Source organism: Bradyrhizobium sp. 33ap4 (genome assembly GCF_032654765.1).
GTDB classification, from domain to species: domain Bacteria; phylum Pseudomonadota; class Alphaproteobacteria; order Rhizobiales; family Xanthobacteraceae; genus Bradyrhizobium; species Bradyrhizobium australafricanum.
Genome location: NZ_JAUMTJ010000003.1, coordinates 133,278 through 152,551, shown reverse-complemented (window position 1 = coordinate 152,551; position 19,274 = coordinate 133,278). Strand labels below are relative to the sequence as shown.

The window sequence follows — 19,274 nt, the reverse complement described above, 5'->3', positions numbered from 1 at the left end:
AACTATCAGACTAGAGAATATTCACGCGAAGACCGGCTAAACTAAAGCTCCGCGCCGGCCTAACAGCCACTCAAGAAGCTCTCAGGGGAGAACAATGCTTACACGCCGCCACGTCCTCGCTTCCGCCCTCGCCGCACCCGCCGTCCTGCGGATGGGCATCGGGACCGCGCATGCCGCGACCACGCTGAAGATCTCGCACCAGTTCCCCGGCGGCACCATCGACAAGGGCGACTTCCGCGACCGGCTGTGCAGGATGTTCGCGGCCGAGGTCGCCAAGCGCTCGGGCGGCGATTTGACCGCCGAGGTCTATCCGAACTCGTCGCTGATCAAGACCAACGCGCAGTTCTCGGCGATGCGCAAGGGCGCGCTCGACCTCAGCCTGTATCCGATGCCCTATGCCGGCGGCGAATTGCCGGAGACCAATATCGGCCTGATGCCGGGCCTCGTCACCACCTACGACCAGGGCCTGCGCTGGAAGAAGGAGCCGGTCGGCAAGGCCTTGAGCGACTTCCTCGCCGACAAGGGCATTCTGCTGATCTCCTGGGTCTGGCAGGCCGGCGGCGTCGCCAGCCGCTCCAGGGCGATCGTGGCGCCTGAAGATGCCAAGGGCCTCAAGGTGCGCGGCGGCTCGCGCGAGATGGACATGGTGCTGCAGACCGCCGGCGCCGCCGTGCTCTCGGTGCCGTCCAACGAGCTCTACGCCGCGATGCAGACCGGCGCCTGCGACGCCGGCATCACCTCCTCCACCAGCCTGATCTCGTTCCGCCTCGAGGAGGTCGCGAAGTCGCTGACCTCGGGCGCCGGCGCCTCCTACTGGTTCATGCTGGAGCCGTTGATGATGTCGAAGGCGATCTTCGACAAGCTGCCGAAAAACCAGCAGGACATCATCCTTGCCGTCGGCACCGAGCTCGAGGCGTTTGGCCGCAAGGGGGCGCAGGACGACGATACCGAAGTCGCCAAGGTCTATGAGAAGGCCGGCGCCAAGGTCAGCGCGCTCGATGCAACCATTGTCGGCAAGTGGCGCGACATCGCGCGCGACACCGCGTGGAAGGACTATGGCGCCAAGACCGCCACCGCCGCCAACCTGCTGAAGCTCGCTAGCGACGTCGCCGCATGATCCATGGTCCGGTCGCGGATCAGGCCGAAACCGCAAGCATCGCCGCGGGCAACACGCCCGTGGCCGTGCTTGGGCGCGCGCTGTCCATCTGCAACAACATCATCGTGGTGTTCGCCGCGCTCGCTCTGGTCGCGGCCTGCGTGATCCTGAGCTACAGCGTGCTCGGCCGCGCCCTGTTCCACAGCCCGAACTACTGGCAGGACGAGGCGGCCGTCTTCCTCCTGGTCGGCGCCACCTTCATGACCTCGGCCTATGTGCAGAGCCAGCGCGGCCATGTCAGCATCGAGGCGTTCGTCGGGCTGCTCTCGGCGCGCGCCAACGCCATCCGGCTGTGGCTGGTCGACGTCGCGAGCTTCGCGTTCTGCGCCTTCTTCGCCTGGAAATCCTGGACCCTGGCGCATGAAGCCTATGTCGACGGCCAGGTGTCCAACTCGATGTGGTCGCCGCCGCTCGCCATCCCCTACGTGCTGATGGCGCTGGGCATGACGCTGCTCTGCGTGCAAATCCTCCTGCAAATCATCATTCCGCTGACGGGTGGCGCGCGCCGATGACCGTGTTTGGTATTGGTATCTCCTACGGACTTGCCACCCTGTTTGCGATGTTCTCCGGTATGCCGATCGCGTTCGCGCTCGGTGCCGTCGCGGTCGTGTTCATGGCGATCTTCATGCCGGCGGCCTCGCTCGATACGGTGACGCAGAACGTCTACGAGGAGATGGCCTCGATCACGCTGCTGTCGATCCCGCTGTTCATCCTGAAGGGCGCGGCGATCGGCAAATCGCGAGCCGGCCAGGACCTCTATTCGGCGCTGCACGCCTGGCTGCACCGCGTGCCCGGCGGCCTCGGCGTCGCCAACGTGTTCGCCTGCGCCCTGTTCGCGGCGATGGCCGGCTCCTCGCCGGCGACCTGCTCGGCGATCGGTTCGGCCGGCATCCCGGAGATGCGCAAGCGCGGCTATTCAGGCGGCTTTGCCGCGGGGATCATCGCCGCCGGCGGCACGCTCGGCATCCTGCTGCCGCCCTCGATCACGATGATCCTGTTCGCCGTCGCAGCCGAGAAATCGCTGGGACGGCTGTTTCTCGCCGGCATCGGCCCCGGCCTGCTGCTGGTGACGCTGTTCGGTTTCTACGCCGTGTTCCGCTTCCGCAAGGAATACGCCATGGCCCGCGCCGTCTATGACGCGACCGGCAAGGACGCGGCGATCCTGCAGCATGACGAATTCACCATGGCCGAGCGCTTCAGCGCGCTGCCGCGCGTGATCCCGTTCGTGCTGCTGCTGACCGGCGTGATGATTGCGCTCTATGGCGGCTACGCCACGCCATCGGAAACCGCCGGCCTCGGCGGCCTCCTGGCGCTCGGGCTGATCGCCGTGATCTACAGCGTGTGGACACCCAACGACCTGTCGCCGATCCTGAAATCGACCATCCGCGAGTCCACCATGCTGATGCTGATCATCGGCATGTCACTGCTCTATTCCTATGTGATGAGCTACCTGCACATCTCGCAGTCGGCGGCGGAAGCGATCGTCGCCATGCACCTGCCGCGCTGGGAGCTCTTGTTTGCGATCCTCGTGATGGTGATCGTGCTCGGCTTCTTCCTGCCGCCGGTCTCGATCATCCTGATGACCGCGCCGATCATCCTGCCGCCACTGCGGGCGGCCGAGTTCGATATCATCTGGTTCGGCGTCGTCATGACGATCGTGATGGAGATGGGCCTGATCCATCCGCCGGTCGGCCTCAACATCTTCGTCATCCGCAACGTCGCGCCCGACATCCCCTTGAGCGAGGTGATCTGGGGCACGCTGCCATTCGTGCTGCTGATGATGTTCGCAGTGCTGTTGCTCTGCTTCTTTCCGGAGATATCGACCTGGCTGCCGAATCTGATCATGGGGCCGGACGGCGGGCGCTAGACCGCTTGCGCGCAGCGAGGACGCGGCAGACCGTAGTTTCAGGCAGCCTCCTGCTCGCGTTCCGCGAGCGCCCTCTCGATCCGGCGGACCAGCACCGCCGTCGGACGCCCCTCGCGCTGCAGCCGGCGGAGCTCGTTCCACAGCCTGATGATTTCGCGGTCTCGCTCGGCGTCCATGGCAGCACTCCCCCGGAGCGCGTCAATATGAACGAAACAAGAACGAAACTCAAGGCCGCGAGATGGCTTCAAGCCACCGTCGCCGGTGCAGGAACCAGAGCGACGCGACGCGATTGGTTCCTTCATGAAAATGGCCAAGGCAATTCGCAGGCAGGCGCAGACCGCGGAGCGAGTTGCATTGACGACGGCCGACGCACTTGTCGCCAACCAGATGCGCTCCCTCGCCCGCGCCTTCAGGAGAGTCAGGCCGATATCCTGAAGAGGAAAGAGAAGAAAAAGAAGAACTGAGACGCGCCTGCGGTCGGGTCAGGGATAGCCGTCACCCGGCGTGTCGACCTCGATCACATCGATCCGCGACGCGGACCTGCCCTTGCGTAGCTCCTCGTAGGACGTCTCCGCGCTCAGGCAGAACAGCGTCCTGCGGTCCGCGCCTCCGAGCGCGCAGGCAAGCGCGCGGCGGCCGGACACCGTGATGCGCTTACGCTCCACACCGGTGCGATCGATCCGGACAAAAGCATCTTCCGTGAAGGACGCGACCCAGGTCGCCCCGTCGGCATCGAGGCAGATGCCGTCGGGATCGTTGATGCTGCCGAACCGCCCGCGCAGGCTCAGGCCGCCGTCCGGCGCGATGTCGTATTCGGCGAGACCGGCGCCATCCATTTCGGCAACGACGAGTCGGCGACGGTCGGAGGAGACGGCAATGCCGTTGGGAAACCGCAAGCCTTCAGCAACGACGCGCGCACTGCCGTCGGGCCTCACGAGGATGATCCGGCCGACCGCACCGCGGCGCTCCGGCGGCGGCAGGTTGAAGCCGAGATCGCCGACATAGGCGCGTCCCTGCCCGTCGATGATCATGTCGTCGATCGTGCCGGTCGCGACCTCGGAGAGATCGGCATAGATTGACAGCGCTCCATCGGAAAATCGCAGCAGCCGCTTCCTGAACATCGTCAGCACGACGATGTCCCCATCAGGCAGCACGCCGAGACCACACGGCGTGTCGTCGGTCAGCGCAGCATGCTCCTGCAACTCGCCCGACGAGCTGATGCTCAGAAGCGCCCGCGCCATGCAATCGACGAACCAGAGCCGCCCGCGATGCCATCGCGGGCCTTCGAAATAGCGGCCGCCGTCGAGGATCGTTCTGAGGCGAGCCGTCATGACGCACCGGCTCGAGAAAAGTGATGTGGCAGTGACATCGGCAGCCCCCACGTGCGCTCGCGACGACGATACAACTCACGCGGAACCGGTCAAAGCACGGTGCTGCCCGCCATTTTCGTCCGTGAAAACCCCGGTTCCCGCGGGTTCCACACGCCATATTCCATATTTTGCCGCGTTTTCCCTGTTGAGTTGCAGCTGCATTAAGACTCGAGAATCGAGGGTAGTGATAATCTGCGGCGGTTGTGCCGCCGTATGACGCGTTCTGTAGTGCCTCATGGTTTCTCAGGGGGGACCAGGGAATGAACCGTTGCCTACGTCCGCTGGCGTGCTTCGCCACCGCCGCCGCGCTCGCGCTGCTTCCGGTCCAGGCGACCGCCAAGCCGCATCACCAGCACCAGGCCAAGAGCGGCCACGGGGACAAGAAGGCGCATGGCGGCAAGGCCGCGCGCGAGAGTGCCTCCGGCAAGCGGCGGCACGCCAGACACGGCGCCGACAAACGTAAATCCGCGAAGGCCAAATCCGATCCTTCCAAATCCGCTGAGAAGGCGCCCGAGCCGGAGAAACCCGCCGAGCCGCAATTGTTGGGCGATCTCGCCACGATCAGGGACGCGATCCTCGCCGCGCGCAGAGGCAAGACCAGCGACGCGACCGATATCCAGGCCAGGATCACCGACCCGGTCGGGCGAAAACTCGTCGAGTGGTATCTGCTGCGCCACTCGGAATCGAGCGCGCCGTTCAGCCGTTATGCGGCATTCGTGACGGCCAATCCGGATTGGCCTAGCGTCACGCTGTTGCGCAAGCGCGCCGAAGCGCGGATCTGGCAGGAGCGCAGCGATCCGGCCACGGTGCACGGCTTCACCCTCGATCAGCCGATCAGCGCCAAGGGCAAGTTCGCGCTCGCCCGCACGCTGCTGGCCGAAGGCGACCGCGACGGCGCCACCCGGCTGGTGCGCGACGCCTGGCGCTCGGAGGAGCTGTCCGATCGCTCCGAGAGCGACGCCTATGATGCGTTCAAGGACCTGCTGACGCGCGACGACCATCGCGCGCGCATGGACAAGCTGATCGGCGCCAAGGATCTCGCCGGCGCGAGGCGCGCGGCGCAGCGGCTCGGCAGCGACGATCTGGCGATCGTGAAAGCCTGCAGCGCGGTCCGCGGACAATCCAGCAAGGCAGAGGACACGCTCAACGATGTGCCGGCCGATGCCCGCCGCGATCTCGGTTACACGCTGTGCCGAATTCAGTGGCTGCTTGCGAAGAACAAGGTCGACGAAGCCGCGCGCGTGACGATCGCGGCTGAGCCCGAGACGATGGCGCAGCAGGACACCGACCAGTGGTGGCGCGAGCGCCGCATCCTCTCCCGCAAGCTGCTCGACCAGGGCGAGTACCAGGCGGCCTATGACGTGATCCGGCCCGCGGCGGCGCCGGACAATCCTTATTACCGCTCCGACATGCACTTCATGCGCGGCTGGATCGCGCTGCGTTATCTCAACGACGCCAAGACCGCCGCGGCGCACTTCGCGCATATCGACGAGGGCCAGACCAACCCGACCGTGCTGGCGCGCGCCGCCTATTGGCGCGGCCGCGCCGCCGAGGCACTCGGAAATTCCGCGGCGATGCGGGCCGACTACCAGGCCGCCGCGCGCTACCCGACGGCCTATTACGGTCAGCTCGCGCTGGCCAAGCTCGGCCGTGATGGTGGCGTCGAGCTGCGCGCGCCCTCGCCGGCTGCCAGCGCCGGCAGCATGGCGACCGACGAGCGGGTCCGCGCCGCCGATATGCTCTATGCGATCGGCGAGCCCGACGTCGTGCTCTATTTCGCCGCCGACCTCGCCGAGGAAAGCACCGATGTCGGGATGCTCGAAGCGCTCGGCGAGCTGACCGGCCGCCGCAACGATGCCCGCGCCATGCTGCAGATCGGCAAGATCGCGCTCGCGCGCGGCTTTGCCTTCGACCATTACGCCTTCCCGGTGATCGGCATTCCCAAGCACACGCCGATCGCGCCCGATATCGGGCGCAGCATGACCTACTCGATCGCGCGTACCGAAAGCGCGTTCGACCAGCGCGACAAGTCGGCGGCCAACGCCGTCGGCCTGATGCAGGTGACGCCGGAAGCCGGCCGTGACACCGCCAAGCGCTTCGGCGTCAGCTATGACTGGAGCCGGATGGTGTCCGATCCCGTCTACAACACCCAGATGGGCGCAGCCGAGCTCAGCGCGTTGCTGTCGGAATATCGCAACTGCCACATCATGACCTTTGCCGGCTACAACGCCGGTCGCGGCCGCGTCCGCGACTGGGTCAAGGCCTATGGCGACCCGCGCGATCCCAAGGTCGATCCGGTCGACTGGGTGGAGCGGATCCCGATCTCCGAGACGCGCAACTACGTGCAGCGCGTGATGGAGAATTTCGCGGTCTACCAGGCGCGGTTCGAGGATGCCGGCACGGCGGTGGCCAAGAACGGCGAGCGCGTCGTGACACAGGAGAGCAACGCGGCGCCGGCTGAGGCAATGCCGTCGCAATAACGTCGTCCCGGCCTAGCGCGCAATTGCGCGCGGCCGGGATGACAAGTTTCAATCCACCTTCACGTTGGCGGCCTTGATCATCGGCCACCATTTGGCGATTTCCGCCTTCTGCCAGGCACCGAGCGCATCCGGCGTGAGCTGATCCTTCGGCGGCATCTGCAAGCCCAAATTCTCGAGCTGCTTCTGCACGGCCGGATCGGCCATCGCCTGGACCGCAGCGGCGTTGAGCTTGGCCACGATCTCCTTCGGGGTACCCTTCGGCACCCAGAGGCCGGACCACAGCGTCATGTGGAAGCCCGGCAGGCCGGCCTCGTCGACCGTCGGAACGTCAGGCGCATTCGCGACCCGCTTGGAATCGGTGACCGCATAGGCGCGGATATTGCCGGCACGGACCTGGTTGATCGAGTTCGAGGTCTGGTCGACGATGATGTCGATCTGGCCGGCGACGAGGTCGTTCAGCGCTGGGCCGGTGCCGCGATACGGTACATATTGCAGCTTGATGCCGGAGACGTTCTCGAAATAGAGCCCGGCGATATGGCTGCCGCTGCCGGCGCCGGCGGTGCCCGCGGTCGGCGGCGCCGGCCGCGACTTCAGCCACTCCAGCAACTCCTTCAGCGATTTCGCCGGCACGGCGTTCTTGCTGACGATGATCATCGGGTTGCTCGGCAGCAGCGCCACCGGCTCGAGATCGGTGACGAGGTCGTAGCCGAGCTTGTAGATCGCGCCGTTGGCGACATGGGTGCCGAGATGGCCGAACGAGATGGTGTAGCCGTCGGGCGCCGAGCGCACCGCGCGGCCAACGCCGATCGAGCCGCCCGCTCCAGTCACGTTCTCGATCAGCAGCACCTCACCGAGCGACTGCTTCATTCGTTCGCCGAGGATGCGCGCCATCGCATCCGAGGGGCCGCCGGCAGCAAACGGCACCACGATGGTGATCGGGTGCGCGGGATAGGTTTCCGCGGAAACGGTCCCCGTCAACGCGAACATCGCCAATACGGCCAGAACCAGCTTCCGCATCACGCTCTCCCTCAATTTTCTTGTTTCCAATTATTTTTGAAGGGCCACCTTTCGACAAGATGGCCCTTCGGATGAGGCGTCAGAACTGCGAGAAGTCGATCGGCTTGTGCCGGTCGAGCGTGCGGGTGATCGGCGGCAGGGGGTATTTCAGGCCACTGGCGCAGTTGAACAGCATCACGCGGTCGGTCTTGCTGACACGGCCGTCGGCGAGGCTCTCCTTGTAGGCGGCATAGGTCGCGGCGCCCTCGGGGCACAGCAGCAGCCCCTCCTCGCGCGCGACCTCATTGAGGGCGGCGCTGATCTTGTCGTCATCGACGGCGATCGCAAAGCCCTTGCTCTCGCGCACCGCGCGCAGGATGAGGAAGTCGCCGATCGCCTGCGGCACGCGGATGCCCGAGGCGATGGTGTGGGCGTCCTCCCAGCGCGCGGCGTGCTCGGTGCCGGCCTCATAGGCCCGCACCATCGGCGCGCAGCCGGAGGCCTGCACCGCGACCATGCGCGGGCGCTTGCTTCCGATGAAGCCGATCTTCTCGAGCTCGTCGAACGCCTTCCACATGCCGATCAGGCCGGTGCCGCCGCCGGTCGGGTAGAAGATCACGTCGGGCACGTCCCAGCCGAGCTGCTCGGCAAGTTCAAGCCCCATCGTCTTCTTGCCCTCGATCCGGTACGGCTCCTTCAGGGTCGAGGTATCGAACCAGCCGACCTTCGCCTTGCCCTCGCCGACGATCTTGCCGCAGTCATCGATATAGCCGTTGACGCGATAGACGGTGGCGCCCTGCAGCTCGATCTCGCTGACATTCACCTCCGGCGTATCGGCCGGGCAGAAGATCGTGGTCTTGATGCCGCAGGAGGTCGCATAGGCCGCCAGCGCCGCGCCGGCATTGCCGTTGGTCGGCATCGCCATGTGCTTGATGCCGAGCGCCTTGCCCATCGACACCGCCATCACCAGGCCGCGTGCCTTGAACGAGCCGGTCGGCAGCCGGCCTTCATCTTTCACAATGATCTCGCCGCCGCCAAGCTTGGCGCCGAGCCGCGGCAGCCGGATCAGCGGCGTCGTGACCTCGCCGAGGCTGACGATATCTTTGCATTTGCGCACCGGCAGCAGCTCGCGGTAGCGCCACAAATCGGCGGGACGCTGCGCCAGGGCGTCCTTCGTCAGCGCCTTCTTCACCCCGGCAAGGTCATAGCGCACCAGCAGCGGCTTGCCGGCCTTGGAGAGGTTGTGCACCTGGTCGGCGGGATAATGATCGCCCTCCATCGCGCATTCGAGATGGGTGACGAAAGTCGGGCGTTCGATGGTGAGGTTGTCGTTGTCTTTCACGAGATGCGCTCTTTCTTTTTTCTTTGCGAATTCGTTTTGTCGGACCCGTCACCCTGAGGAGGCCGCGCAGCGGCCGTCTCGAAGGGCGACGAGCCCCGCTGCTCGCTCCGGGCCGTGCATCCTTCGGGATGCGCTCCGCGCTCCTCAGGATGACGGGACCGTGGCCGCCGTCCGCGGCCTCAGATATTCAGCACGCGCCCATAGGCGTCGAGCACCGCTTCCTTCATCATCTCCGACAAGGTCGGATGCGGGAACACGGTGTGCATCAGTTCCTCTTCCGTGGTCTCCAGATTCATCGCCACGACGTAGCCCTGGATCAGCTCGGTGACCTCGGCGCCGATCATGTGGGCGCCGAGCAGCTGGCCGGTCTTCTTGTCGAAGATCACCTTGACGAGGCCCTGGTCCTCGCCGAGCGCGATCGCCTTGCCGTTGCCGACGAACGGGAAGCGGCCGACCCGGATCTCGCGGCCGTCTTCCTTGGCCTTGGCCTCGGTGAGGCCGACGGAGGCGACCTGCGGGTTGCAGTAGGTGCAGCCCGGGATCATCAGCTTGTCCATCGGATGCGGATGCAGGCCCTTGATCGCCTCGATGCAGATCACGCCCTCATGCTCGGCCTTGTGCGCGAGCATCGGCGGTCCCGCGACGTCGCCGATCGCATAGATGCCGGGAACGTTGGTCTTGCCGAGGCCGTCGATCACGATGCAGCCGCGATCGGTTTTGACGCCAAGCTTCTCCAGCCCGAGATTCTCGATATTGCCGACCACGCCGACCGCCGAAATCACGCGCTCGAACTCCACCGCTTGCGGCTTCTCCTTGCCGTCGTCGATGGTCGCAACCACGCTGTCGGCCTTCTTCTCGAGCTTTGTCACCTTGGTCGAGGTGAGTATCTTGATCCCCATCTTCTCAAACCGCTTGCGGGCGAGCCCTGCGATTTCCGCATCCTCGACCGGGAGAATCTGCGGCAGCACCTCGACCACGGTGACGTCGGCGCCCATGGTGTGGAAGAACGAGGCGAACTCGATGCCGATCGCGCCCGAGCCGACCACCAGCAGCGACTTCGGCATCCGCTCCGGCACCATCGCCTCGAAATAGGTCCAGATCAGCTTCTTGTCGGGCTCGAGCCCGGGCAGCACGCGCGGCCGCGCGCCGGTCGCCACGATGATGTGCTTGGCCTGATAGCTGCCCTCGCCGCTGGCGCCCTTCGGCGCCTCGACCGCCGACTTCTTCACCGTGATCTTGCCGGGCGCGTCGATCCTGGCCTCGCCCCAGATCACCGTGACCTTGTTCTTCTTCATCAGGAAGCCGACGCCGTCATTGAGGCGCTTCGAGACGCCGCGCGAGCGCTGCACCACCGCCTTCGGATCGAACGAGACATTGTCGGCCGACAACCCGTAATCCTTGGCGTGCTGCATGTAGTGATAGATCTCGGCGGAGCGCAGCAGCGCTTTGGTCGGAATGCAGCCCCAGTTCAGGCAGATGCCGCCGAGATAGGATTTCTCGACGATCGCGGTCTTGAAACCGAGCTGCGCGGCACGGATCGCGGTCACGTAGCCGCCGGGGCCGGAGCCGATGATGATGACGTCAAAGGATGTGTCGGCCATGGCGGCTCCCGTTCAACTCAACGTGTGACGCCGCGGGCGCGGCTTCTTGCGATCAATGACCTGACCAGCCATTCGAGGCCGATCACCAGGGCCATGATGGCCAGGGCCGTCAGCACGATCGGCTGGGCGATGTTCCGCGCCAGCTGCTCGCCGGCGAAGAACGCGGAGTGTAGAAAATCCAATCCGACCGGATTGAGCACCAGTGCGGCCGACAGCAACAGCGAGATCCAGGGCCAGCGCGTGCGAGCCATGCTGGCCATTCATCCGTACTCCCGCCATACCGCACCGAGGAACACGGACCACGCCAGCGCCAGCACCGCGGCGCCGATCATCATGATCCTGAACTGGATCGTCGATATCAGGTCGCGGTTGACCGCGACGAGCAACGCGACGGCGATAGCGGCGAGCAGGACGTACGGACCGACGATCGCGTACATGGCGGATGCTCGTCACACCATCATCATCACAGGGTTTTCGATCAGCTGCTTGAAGGCACCGATCAGCTCGGCGCCGAGCGCGCCGTCGATCGCACGGTGATCGCACGACAACGTCACGCTCATCATGTGCGCGATCTCGATCTTGCCGCCGCGCACCACCGGACGTTCCTCCGAGGTGCCAACCGCGAGGATCGAGGCATGCGGCGGGTTGATCACGGCGGTGAAGTGGTTGATGCCGTACATGCCGAGGTTGGAGACCGCGGTGGTGCCGCCCTGATATTCCTCCGGCTTCAGCTTGCGGGCGCGGGCGCGGGCGGCGAAATCCTTCATCTCGTTGGAGATGGTCGAGAGTGTCTTGGTCTCGGCCTTGCGGATGATCGGCGTGATCAGGCCGCCCGGCATCGCCACCGCGACGCCGACGTCGGAATGCTTGTGCTTGAGCATGCCGCCTTCGGTCCAGCTGACGTTGCAGTTCGGAATCTTCTGCAGCGCGACCGCCATCGCCTTGATGACGAAGTCGTTGACCGAGATCTTGTAGAGCGGCTTCTTTTCCTTGTCCTTCGGCGCTGCGGCGTTGATCTCCTCGCGCGCGGCGAGCAGCTTGCCGATGTCGCAGTCGATGGTGAGGTAGAAGTGCGGGACGTTCTGCACCGAGGCGGTGAGACGCTGCGCGATGGTGCGGCGCATGCCGTCATGCGGCACCACCTCGTAGGAGCCCGGCTCGAACAGCGCGAGGATCTGCTTGTCCGACATTGACGGCGCGATGCTCGGTCCCGCGGCGGGCGCTGCCGCCGGCGCCTTCAGGCCCTTGCCGGACTTGGCCTCGTCGACGTCGCGCGCGATGACCCGGCCATGCGGGCCGGTGCCGGTGATGCGGGTAAGATCGATGCCGGCTTCCTTTGCCAGCCGGCGCGCCAGGGGCGATGAGAACACCCGGGCGTGGCCGTTAGCCTGCGCGGCCGGTGCAGCAGCCTGAGGCGCCGCTGCCGGCGCTGGCGCTGCGGCCGGCTTCGGCGCAGGCGCCGCCGCCGGTGCGGGAGCCGCCGCCGGCGCGGCCTGGGCGGCGGGCTTCGGCGCCTCGGCGGGTTTCGCGACAGGTGCGGCGCCCGCTCCGGCGCTGGCCGCCGCCTTCACATCCTCGCCGTCGCCGGCCATGACCGCGATGACGTCGTTGACCGGCACGTCCTGGGTGCCCTCGGGCACCAGGATCCTGGCGATCGTGCCTTCGTCGACCGCCTCGACTTCCATCGTCGCCTTGTCGGTCTCGATCTCCGCGATCACGTCGCCGGACTTGACCTTGTCGCCCTCTTTCTTGAGCCACTTGGCGAGGTTGCCCTTTTCCATCGTCGGCGACAGCGCGGGCATGAGAATATTGATCGGCATTGTCAGTGACCTTGTTGCGACCGCGGTTTGGTTTGGCCCATGTCGGTCGGCCGGGCGATTTCGGCTTCGAACATCTCGACGATGCGCGCGAGCGCCTCGTCCTCGGTGTATTCGCTCTCGCGCGCATAGGCGCGCGCGGCGTGGCGGGCGATGTCGACCAGCATGAGCCCCCACATGTCCGGCTCCTCGAAAGCGCGCTGGAACGCGATCGACAGGCCGCCATCGACGACGAAGGCGCGCAGCACCTCGATGGCGTCGTCGCGGCCCATCACGTCAGGCGGCAGCGGCTGCTCCTTGGGACCGGCCATCGGCGTTACCGGTAGGATACGGCCTTGGCGGCGGCGACCACCTCGGCGACGGAGGGCAGAGCGAGCTTTTCGAGGTTGGCGGCATAGGGCATCGGCACGTCCTTGCCGGAGACGCGCGCCACCGGCGCGTCGAGATAGTCGAAGGCGTGCTCCATGATGCGCGCGGCGACCTCAGAGCCGACGCCGCTCTGCTGCCAGCCCTCCTCGACCGTCACCGCGCGGCCGGTCTTCTTCACCGAGTTGATGATGGTCTCGGTGTCCATCGGACGGATGGTGCGGAGATCGACGACCTCGGCCTCGATACCTTCCTTGGCGAGCTCGTCGGCAGCCTTCAGCGCATAGGACATGCCCATCGCCCAGGAGACGATGGTGACGTCCTTGCCGGCGCGGGCAATCCGCGCCTTGCCGATCGGCACCACGAAATCAGCCAGCTTCGGCACCTCGCCGGTGTGGCCGTACAGCACCTCGTTCTCGAGGAAGATCACCGGATTGGGATCGCGGATCGCGGCCTTGAGCAGGCCCTTGTAATCGGCGGCCGAATACGGCGCGATCACCTTGAGGCCCGGGATCTGCGAGTACCACGCCGCGTAGTCCTGGCTGTGCTGCGCGGCGACACGCGCGGCGGCGCCGTTCGGGCCGCGGAACACGATCGAGCATCCCATCTGGCCGCCGGACATATAGAGCGTCTTGGCGGCGGAGTTGATGATCTGGTCGATCGCCTGCATGGCGAAGTTGAAGGTCATGAACTCGACGATCGGCTTCAGGCCCGCCATCGCCGCGCCGACGCCGACGCCGGCAAAGCCGTGCTCGGTGATCGGCGTGTCGATCACGCGGCGGGCGCCGAATTCCTGCAACAGGCCCTGCGTCACCTTGTAGGCGCCCTGATATTCCGCGACCTCCTCGCCCATGATGAAGACATCGCCGTCGCGGCGCATCTCCTCGGCCATCGCATCGCGCAGCGCCTCGCGAATGGTCTGCGTGACCATCTCGGTCCCCGCAGGGATTTCCGGATCAGGCAGTGACTCGGTCGCGGGCGCGGCTGGTGCCTTCGCCGCGGGCTGCGGCGTTTCCGCCTTGGCTTCGGCAGGCGCGGCTTCGGCGGCCTTCGGCTGCGGCGCTGGAGCCGCCGGCGCCTTGGCGAGGTCGGCGGCGCTTTCGCCGTCGACGAGAATGGTGGCGATCGGCGTGTTCACCGCAACGTCCGCGGTGCCTTCCGGAATCAGGATCTTGCCGAGCGTGCCCTCGTCAGTTGCCTCGACCTCCATCGTCGCCTTGTCGGTCTCGATCTCGGCGATGACGTCACCGGACTTGATGGTCTCGCCTTCCTTTTTCAGCCATTTGGCGAGGTTGCCCTTCTCCATGGTGGGCGACAGCGCAGGCATCAGCACTTGAATGGGCATATCGGCTCCCGAAATCGGTCTTGAAATTCGTCTGCGCGGGTGGGGTCAGCGGTAGATGTCGGTGTAGAGCTCGGCCGGATCCGGCTCCGGATCGTGCTGCGCGAAGTCTGCGGCCTCGTTGACGATCTCGCGCACCTGGGCGTCGATCGCCTTCAGGTCCTGCTCGCTGGCGCCCGAGGCCAGCAAGCGGTTGCGCACCTGCTCGATCGGGTCCTGGTCGTGACGCACCTTCTCGACCTCCTCGCGCGTGCGGTACTTGGCCGGATCGGACATCGAGTGGCCGCGGTAGCGGTAGGTCTGCATCTCGAGAATCATCGGACCGTTGCCGCCGCGGCACCAGGCCACGGCCTCATCGGCGGCGGCCTTGACGGCGCGCACGTCCATGCCGTCGACCTGCTTGCCCGGAATGTTGAAGGAGGCGCCGCGCTTGGAGAAATCCTGCTGGGCCGATGCGCGCGACACCGAGGTGCCCATCGCATAGCGATTGTTTTCGATCACGTAGATCACCGGCAGCTTCCACAGCTCCGCCATGTTGAAGCTCTCGTAGACCTGGCCCTGGTTGGCCGCGCCGTCGCCGAAATAGGTCACGCTGACGTTATCGTTGCCGCGATAGCGGTTGGCGAACGCAAGGCCGGTGCCGAGCGAGACCTGCGCGCCCACGATTCCGTGACCGCCATAAAAGTGCTTCTCCTTGCTGAACATGTGCATGGAGCCGCCCTTGCCGCGGGAATAGCCGCCGCGGCGTCCGGTCAATTCGGCCATCACGCCCTTGGCTTCCATGTCGCAGGCCAGCATGTGGCCGTGGTCCCGGTAGCCGGTTATGACCTCGTCGCCCGGCTTCAGCGCCATCTGCATGCCGACCACGACCGCTTCCTGGCCGATATAGAGATGGCAGAAACCGCCGATCGCACCCATGCCGTAGAGTTGACCGGCCTTCTCCTCGAAGCGCCGGATCAGGAGCATGTCCCGCAGTGCCTTGAGCTCCTGCTCCTTGGTGAATTCGGGGGGAGAGCCGGCCTTCTCCTGCCCTGATTCTTTTGCGACGCTTTTCTTGGGTGCGGCCATGGCAATTCCGGGTGAGAGAAGTCGGAGAACCCTCTCTAACCCAACTCAAATCGCCTTGGAAGGATTGCGTTCGCCCGATGGAATTTTGCTATGCCGCACTGCAGCGCAGCGCGACATTTTTGTGATAGCGCGCGAGTGATTTTGAAATTTGAGAACGCGTCAGTTCTTGTTGATCCGAACGAGATCACGCGGGTTGGCGTAGTCGAGCTGGAAGCGCGCGCGCTCGTCCAGCATGTCGGGATCGACCCGGTCCGACCGCAGCAGCGACACCCGCTGTTCGCCCTCGGCCCGCTCCTTCTTCAGCCGCGCCAGCTCGGAGGTCAGCGCGATGATCTCCTGATCGAGCTCCTGCCGCGCGTTCAAGCCGTATTTGCCGGTGTAGGCGTTGACGCCGAAATAGCCGACCATCAGCGCCGCCAGCGTATAGAGGGCGAGCCCGGTCAGAATCGATTTGAGGCGTGTGCGGGAAACCATGGCCGCGAGCATGCGGCCATGGGGTTAACGAACGCTGAACCAGAGCGTTTTCGAGCGAAGTGGATGCCGGTTCGCGTGAAGACAACGCGTCAAAGCAAGTTCAGAGCCCGTTCCGATTCGATCGGAACGGGACTCTTGCTCAGCGGTTCTGCTTTTCGATAAAGGCCGCGAAGGCGTCGAGATACTGCTGCAGCACACCCTTGAGCGACTCCTTGGTCAGTTCGCCGTTGTCGTCGAAGGCATCGCCGACGCCGTTGAGATAGGCTTCCGGCTGACCGAGGATCGGGCCGGAAATGCCGGGCAGGATGTTCTGCAGGTGCTTCACCGCGCTGACGCCGCCGAGCGGTCCGGGCGAATTGCCGATGATGCCGACCGGCTTGCCGATGAACGAGCTCTTGCCGTAGGGCCGCGAGGCGACGTCGATGGCGTTCTTCAGCACGCCCGGGATCGAGCGGTTGTATTCGGGGGTCACGAACAGCACGCCGTTCGACTTCTGCAGCTTCTCGCGGAAGGCAAGCCAGTCCGCCGGCGGCGCGGCCTCGAGGTCCTGGTTGAAGAAGGAAATTTCCTGAAGCGTCGTCACATCGAGCTTCAGCGACGCCGGTGCAAGCTTGGCCAGCGCATTGGCGATCTTGAGCGAGAAGCTCTGTTTGCGGATGCTGCCGACGATGGTGACGATGTTATAGGCCATAGCAAATTCCCCTCGGATTGCGCGTGAAACTGGTGCCCCTCACCTACCGGCGCACCAAGAAAGATGCAAGTGCATGGATCGTCCAATTCCGGAAACGCAGCGTTTCGCGGAATTGGTCTATGCAAAGCAAAAGGCCGCCCCCATCGGGACGGCCCCTGCGTTTCGATCCTCAGCCCTTGTTCGGGTTGATCAGGAATTTCTCGCCGGTCGCGCGCTTGTTGTAGACGGCGATGTTGTCGAGTTGCAGGGTCTCCTGCAACGAGACCACCTTGGTGTAGTGACTGGCGAAAGTCGTCTTCAGTTCGGCCACCACGCGCTGGCGCAGCTTGTTGCCGGCCTCCGGACCGATCTTCATCAGGAATGGGAACAGCAGCCAGCCGCCGACGCCCCAGGCCATGCCGAAGCCGCGCGGCAATTCGATCGAGCGGGTGTCGAGGCTGCCATAGACATAGACCTGCTTGTGCACATTCGAGCCGTAGCGGCTGTAGGCCTTGGCGGTCTTGTTGATCGCGGTCTCCATCGCGACCAGGATCTGGCCCGCGAGCTTGCCGCCGCCGATCGCATCGAAGGCGATGGTGGCGCCGGTTTCGACCAGCGCGCCGGTGAGCTTGTCCATGAAATCGGGCGCGGAGGAATCGACGACATGTTTGGCGCCGATCTTGTGCAGGATGTCGGCCTGCTCCTTGTTGCGCACGATGTTGACGAGGCCGATGCCGTCCTTGAGACAGATCTTGTTGAGCATCTGGCCGAGATTGGACGCTGCCGCGGTGTGCACCAGCGCCTTGTGCCCCTCGCGCCGCATCGTCTCGGTCATGCCGAGCGCGGTCAGCGGATTGACGAAGCAGGACGCGCCTTCCGCCGGCGTGGTGCCGTCGGGCAGCGGCAGGCATTCGTTGGCGCGCAGCGTCCGGTATTGCGCATACATCGCGCCACCGATCATCGCGACCGTCCGGCCCATCAGCGCTTTCGCCGCATCCGATGAACCGGTCCTGATCACGACGCCGGCGCCTTCATTGCCGACCGGCATGGACTCATCGAGCCGTGCCGCGAGGCCCGGCAACGCAGCTTCCGGCACGCGCGCGGTCACCACTGGCAATTCCTGGCTGCCGGAGACCTTGGCGGCCGACATGTCGGCCGGGCCGATCAACAGACCGAGATCGGACGGATTGATCGGGGTCGCCTCGACCCGGACAACGACCTCGTCGGGGCCGGGCTCGGGGGTCGGGACATTGACCAGCGATATCTCGAGCTCGCCATTCTTCTTGAGCAGCGAACGCAGCTGCAGACCGCTCTTGCCGTCGCTCATCCCGACCTCCCTTTTGAGTTTTGTTGGATCACGTTCAAGCTGGGGCGCTACGCCAAGGCCTTCAAGGCCGCCCTGCCCGCGTATTTCGCCTGGGTGCCGAGCTGCTGCTCGATGCGGAGCAGCTGATTGTATTTGGCGGTGCGGTCGGAGCGCGCCAGCGAGCCGGTCTTGATCTGCCCGCAATTGGTGGCGACCGCGAGATCGGCGATCGTGGAGTCCTCGGTCTCGCCGGAGCGGTGCGACATCACGGCGGTGTAGCCGGCCTTGTAGGCCATCTCGATCGCCGCAAGCGTCTCGGTCAGCGTGCCGATCTGGTTGACCTTGACCAGGATCGAATTGGCGCGGCCGTTCTTGATGCCGTCGGCAAGCCGGGTGACGTTGGTGACGAACAGATCGTCGCCGACCAGCTGGCACTTCTTGCCGATCGCATCCGTCAGTTCCTTCCAGCCGTCCATGTCGTCCTCCGACATACCGTCCTCGATGGTGACGATCGGATAGCGGCTGACGAGATCGGCGAGATACTTCACCTGCTCGGAGCGCGAGCGGGTCTTGTTCTCGCCGCCATAGACGTAGGAGCCTTCCTTGAAGAATTCGGTCGAGGCGCAGTCGAGGCCGAGCACGACGTCGTCGCCCGCCTTGTAGCCGGCCTTGCCGATCGCATTCATCACGAACTCGAGCGCGGCGTCGGCCGACGGCAGGTTCGGCGCGAAGCCGCCCTCGTCGCCGACATTGGTGTTGTGGCCGGCCTTCTTCAGTTCGCCGCGCAGCGTGTGGAAAATTTCCGAACCGCAACGTAGCGCCTCGGCGAACGACGTGGCGCCGACCGGCAGGATCATGAATTCCTGGAAGTCGATCGGGTTGTCGGCATGCACGCCGCCATTGATGATGTTCATCATCGGCACCGGGAGCGTCCGCGCCGAGGTGCCGCCGACATAACGATACAGCGGCATGTCGAAGGATTCGGCGGCGGCCTTGGCGCAGGCCAGCGAGACGCCGAGGATGGCGTTGGCCCCGAGCCGGCTCTTGTTCGGCGTCCCGTCGAGCTCGATCATGATCTGGTCGATCGCGACCTGCTCCTCGACCGCCTGGTCGCTGAGCGCCTCGAAGATCTCACCGTTGATGGCGGCGACCGCCTTCTCGACGCCCTTGCCGAGATAGCGCGCCTTGTTGCCGTCGCGCAGTTCCACCGCCTCATGCGCGCCGGTGGAGGCGCCCGACGGCACCGCCGCGCGACCGATTGACCCATCCTCCAGCACCACATCGACCTCGACCGTGGGGTTGCCGCGGCTATCAAGGATTTCGCGGCTGATGATGTCGACGATGTCAGTCATGACGTGCTCTTTCTCGATATGGGGTTGGCTGATGCGCCGCGTCATACACGGCGCGCAAGCAAATGTG

The 19,274-nt window shown here is 65.3% G+C and carries 19 protein-coding genes; 4 read left to right on the top strand and 15 right to left on the bottom strand.

Features of this window, described 5'->3' with window-relative positions:
• The first annotated feature begins 94 nt into the window (after positions 1-94).
• Genes dctP through Q2M23_RS03605 form a run of 3 tightly spaced genes read left to right on the top strand, consistent with a single transcriptional unit; the run spans position 95 to position 3,023 of the window.
• A complete protein-coding gene (gene dctP, locus Q2M23_RS03615; protein WP_316394250.1) occupies positions 95-1,117 on the top strand; it encodes a TRAP transporter substrate-binding protein DctP in 1,023 nt (340 codons plus the stop codon).
• Positions 1,114-1,668 (top strand): TRAP transporter small permease, encoded by a 555-nt coding sequence (locus Q2M23_RS03610; RefSeq protein WP_194295317.1) that lies wholly within the window; start codon positions 1,114-1,116, stop codon positions 1,666-1,668. The genes dctP and Q2M23_RS03610 overlap by 4 nt, the downstream gene beginning before the upstream one ends.
• Positions 1,665-3,023, top strand: coding sequence for a TRAP transporter large permease (locus Q2M23_RS03605; protein WP_168858563.1), 1,359 nt, complete (start codon positions 1,665-1,667; stop codon positions 3,021-3,023). The genes Q2M23_RS03610 and Q2M23_RS03605 overlap by 4 nt, the downstream gene beginning before the upstream one ends.
• Positions 3,024-3,061: 38 nt before the next feature.
• Here the strand turns inward: Q2M23_RS03605 and Q2M23_RS03600 are convergent, their stop codons facing one another.
• Positions 3,062-3,199 (bottom strand): hypothetical protein, encoded by a 138-nt coding sequence (locus tag Q2M23_RS03600; RefSeq protein ID WP_156436145.1) that lies wholly within the window; start codon positions 3,197-3,199, stop codon positions 3,062-3,064.
• 306 nt (positions 3,200-3,505) lie between these two features.
• Positions 3,506-4,354 (bottom strand): SMP-30/gluconolactonase/LRE family protein, encoded by an 849-nt coding sequence (locus tag Q2M23_RS03595; protein ID WP_316394244.1) that lies wholly within the window; start codon positions 4,352-4,354, stop codon positions 3,506-3,508.
• A gap of 299 nt (positions 4,355-4,653) precedes the next feature.
• Between Q2M23_RS03595 and Q2M23_RS03590 the strand changes: the two genes are divergently transcribed.
• Entirely contained in the window at positions 4,654-6,873 is a 2,220-nt protein-coding gene (locus Q2M23_RS03590; RefSeq protein WP_076825481.1) for a lytic transglycosylase domain-containing protein, read from the top strand.
• 48 nt (positions 6,874-6,921) lie between these two features.
• On the opposite strand, the gene Q2M23_RS03585 is transcribed toward Q2M23_RS03590, so the two are convergent.
• The 13 genes from Q2M23_RS03585 to eno all read right to left on the bottom strand — a co-directional run bounded on the left by Q2M23_RS03585 (position 6,922) and on the right by eno (position 19,207).
• A complete protein-coding gene (locus Q2M23_RS03585) occupies positions 6,922-7,890 on the bottom strand; it encodes a tripartite tricarboxylate transporter substrate binding protein BugD (protein ID WP_316394243.1) in 969 nt (322 codons plus the stop codon).
• Positions 7,891-7,969: 79 nt separating this feature from the next.
• Entirely contained in the window at positions 7,970-9,211 is a 1,242-nt protein-coding gene (locus tag Q2M23_RS03580) for a threonine synthase (protein WP_057016596.1), read from the bottom strand.
• A gap of 179 nt (positions 9,212-9,390) precedes the next feature.
• Complete coding sequence (gene lpdA, locus Q2M23_RS03575; protein WP_316394241.1) at positions 9,391-10,812, bottom strand: dihydrolipoyl dehydrogenase; 1,422 nt, start codon at positions 10,810-10,812, stop codon at positions 9,391-9,393.
• Positions 10,813-10,829: 17 nt separating this feature from the next.
• Entirely contained in the window at positions 10,830-11,072 is a 243-nt protein-coding gene (locus Q2M23_RS03570; protein ID WP_057016535.1) for a hypothetical protein, read from the bottom strand.
• The gene (locus Q2M23_RS03565) at positions 11,073-11,249 is read right to left on the bottom strand and encodes a hypothetical protein (RefSeq protein WP_168858567.1); all 177 of its coding nucleotides are present in this window, start codon (positions 11,247-11,249) and stop codon (positions 11,073-11,075) included.
• 12 nt (positions 11,250-11,261) lie between these two features.
• Positions 11,262-12,632, bottom strand: coding sequence for a pyruvate dehydrogenase complex dihydrolipoamide acetyltransferase (locus Q2M23_RS03560; RefSeq protein ID WP_316394239.1), 1,371 nt, complete (start codon positions 12,630-12,632; stop codon positions 11,262-11,264).
• 2 nt (positions 12,633-12,634) lie between these two features.
• Positions 12,635-12,940: a DUF5076 domain-containing protein gene (locus Q2M23_RS03555; RefSeq protein WP_018271806.1), complete on the bottom strand. Its 306-nt coding sequence runs from the start codon at positions 12,938-12,940 to the stop codon at positions 12,635-12,637.
• A 5-nt stretch (positions 12,941-12,945) separates the two neighbouring features.
• Complete coding sequence (locus Q2M23_RS03550; protein ID WP_076825471.1) at positions 12,946-14,340, bottom strand: pyruvate dehydrogenase complex E1 component subunit beta; 1,395 nt, start codon at positions 14,338-14,340, stop codon at positions 12,946-12,948.
• Between the two features lie 45 nt (positions 14,341-14,385).
• Positions 14,386-15,405 (bottom strand): pyruvate dehydrogenase (acetyl-transferring) E1 component subunit alpha, encoded by a 1,020-nt coding sequence (gene pdhA, locus Q2M23_RS03545; protein ID WP_057016533.1) that lies wholly within the window; start codon positions 15,403-15,405, stop codon positions 14,386-14,388.
• 159 nt (positions 15,406-15,564) lie between these two features.
• Positions 15,565-15,879, bottom strand: a complete 315-nt coding sequence (locus Q2M23_RS03540; protein WP_028339710.1) for an FtsB family cell division protein — start codon at positions 15,877-15,879, stop codon at positions 15,565-15,567.
• Between the two features lie 139 nt (positions 15,880-16,018).
• Complete coding sequence (locus Q2M23_RS03535; RefSeq protein WP_076825467.1) at positions 16,019-16,570, bottom strand: NADPH-dependent FMN reductase; 552 nt, start codon at positions 16,568-16,570, stop codon at positions 16,019-16,021.
• A 169-nt stretch (positions 16,571-16,739) separates the two neighbouring features.
• Positions 16,740-17,876 (bottom strand): zinc-binding dehydrogenase, encoded by a 1,137-nt coding sequence (locus Q2M23_RS03530; protein WP_076825465.1) that lies wholly within the window; start codon positions 17,874-17,876, stop codon positions 16,740-16,742.
• Positions 17,877-17,923: 47 nt separating this feature from the next.
• The gene (eno, locus tag Q2M23_RS03525; protein WP_316394233.1) at positions 17,924-19,207 is read right to left on the bottom strand and encodes a phosphopyruvate hydratase; all 1,284 of its coding nucleotides are present in this window, start codon (positions 19,205-19,207) and stop codon (positions 17,924-17,926) included.
• Between the last annotated feature and the right edge of the window lie 67 nt (positions 19,208-19,274).

Bases quoted from the DNA above. Each gene is read 5' to 3' on its own strand.
- Q2M23_RS03535 (WP_076825467.1), bottom strand. From the start codon at position 16,570: ATGGCCTATAACATCGTCACCATCGTCGGCAGCATCCGCAAACAGAGC.
- Q2M23_RS03605 (WP_168858563.1), top strand. From the start codon at position 1,665: ATGACCGTGTTTGGTATTGGTATCTCCTACGGACTTGCCACCCTGTTT.
- pdhA (WP_057016533.1), bottom strand. From the start codon at position 15,405: ATGGCCGCACCCAAGAAAAGCGTCGCAAAAGAATCAGGGCAGGAGAAG.
- Q2M23_RS03585 (WP_316394243.1), bottom strand. From the start codon at position 7,890: ATGCGGAAGCTGGTTCTGGCCGTATTGGCGATGTTCGCGTTGACGGGG.
- dctP (WP_316394250.1), top strand. From the start codon at position 95: ATGCTTACACGCCGCCACGTCCTCGCTTCCGCCCTCGCCGCACCCGCC.
- Q2M23_RS03610 (WP_194295317.1), top strand. From the start codon at position 1,114: ATGATCCATGGTCCGGTCGCGGATCAGGCCGAAACCGCAAGCATCGCC.
- lpdA (WP_316394241.1), bottom strand. From the start codon at position 10,812: ATGGCCGACACATCCTTTGACGTCATCATCATCGGCTCCGGCCCCGGC.
- eno (WP_316394233.1), bottom strand. From the start codon at position 19,207: ATGACTGACATCGTCGACATCATCAGCCGCGAAATCCTTGATAGCCGC.
- Q2M23_RS03550 (WP_076825471.1), bottom strand. From the start codon at position 14,340: ATGCCCATTCAAGTGCTGATGCCTGCGCTGTCGCCCACCATGGAGAAG.
- Q2M23_RS03570 (WP_057016535.1), bottom strand. From the start codon at position 11,072: ATGGCCAGCATGGCTCGCACGCGCTGGCCCTGGATCTCGCTGTTGCTG.
- Q2M23_RS03560 (WP_316394239.1), bottom strand. From the start codon at position 12,632: ATGCCGATCAATATTCTCATGCCCGCGCTGTCGCCGACGATGGAAAAG.
- Q2M23_RS03590 (WP_076825481.1), top strand. From the start codon at position 4,654: ATGAACCGTTGCCTACGTCCGCTGGCGTGCTTCGCCACCGCCGCCGCG.
- Q2M23_RS03555 (WP_018271806.1), bottom strand. From the start codon at position 12,940: ATGGCCGGTCCCAAGGAGCAGCCGCTGCCGCCTGACGTGATGGGCCGC.
- Q2M23_RS03595 (WP_316394244.1), bottom strand. From the start codon at position 4,354: ATGACGGCTCGCCTCAGAACGATCCTCGACGGCGGCCGCTATTTCGAA.
- Q2M23_RS03600 (WP_156436145.1), bottom strand. From the start codon at position 3,199: ATGGACGCCGAGCGAGACCGCGAAATCATCAGGCTGTGGAACGAGCTC.
- Q2M23_RS03530 (WP_076825465.1), bottom strand. From the start codon at position 17,876: ATGAGCGACGGCAAGAGCGGTCTGCAGCTGCGTTCGCTGCTCAAGAAG.
- Q2M23_RS03540 (WP_028339710.1), bottom strand. From the start codon at position 15,879: ATGGTTTCCCGCACACGCCTCAAATCGATTCTGACCGGGCTCGCCCTC.
- Q2M23_RS03565 (WP_168858567.1), bottom strand. From the start codon at position 11,249: ATGTACGCGATCGTCGGTCCGTACGTCCTGCTCGCCGCTATCGCCGTC.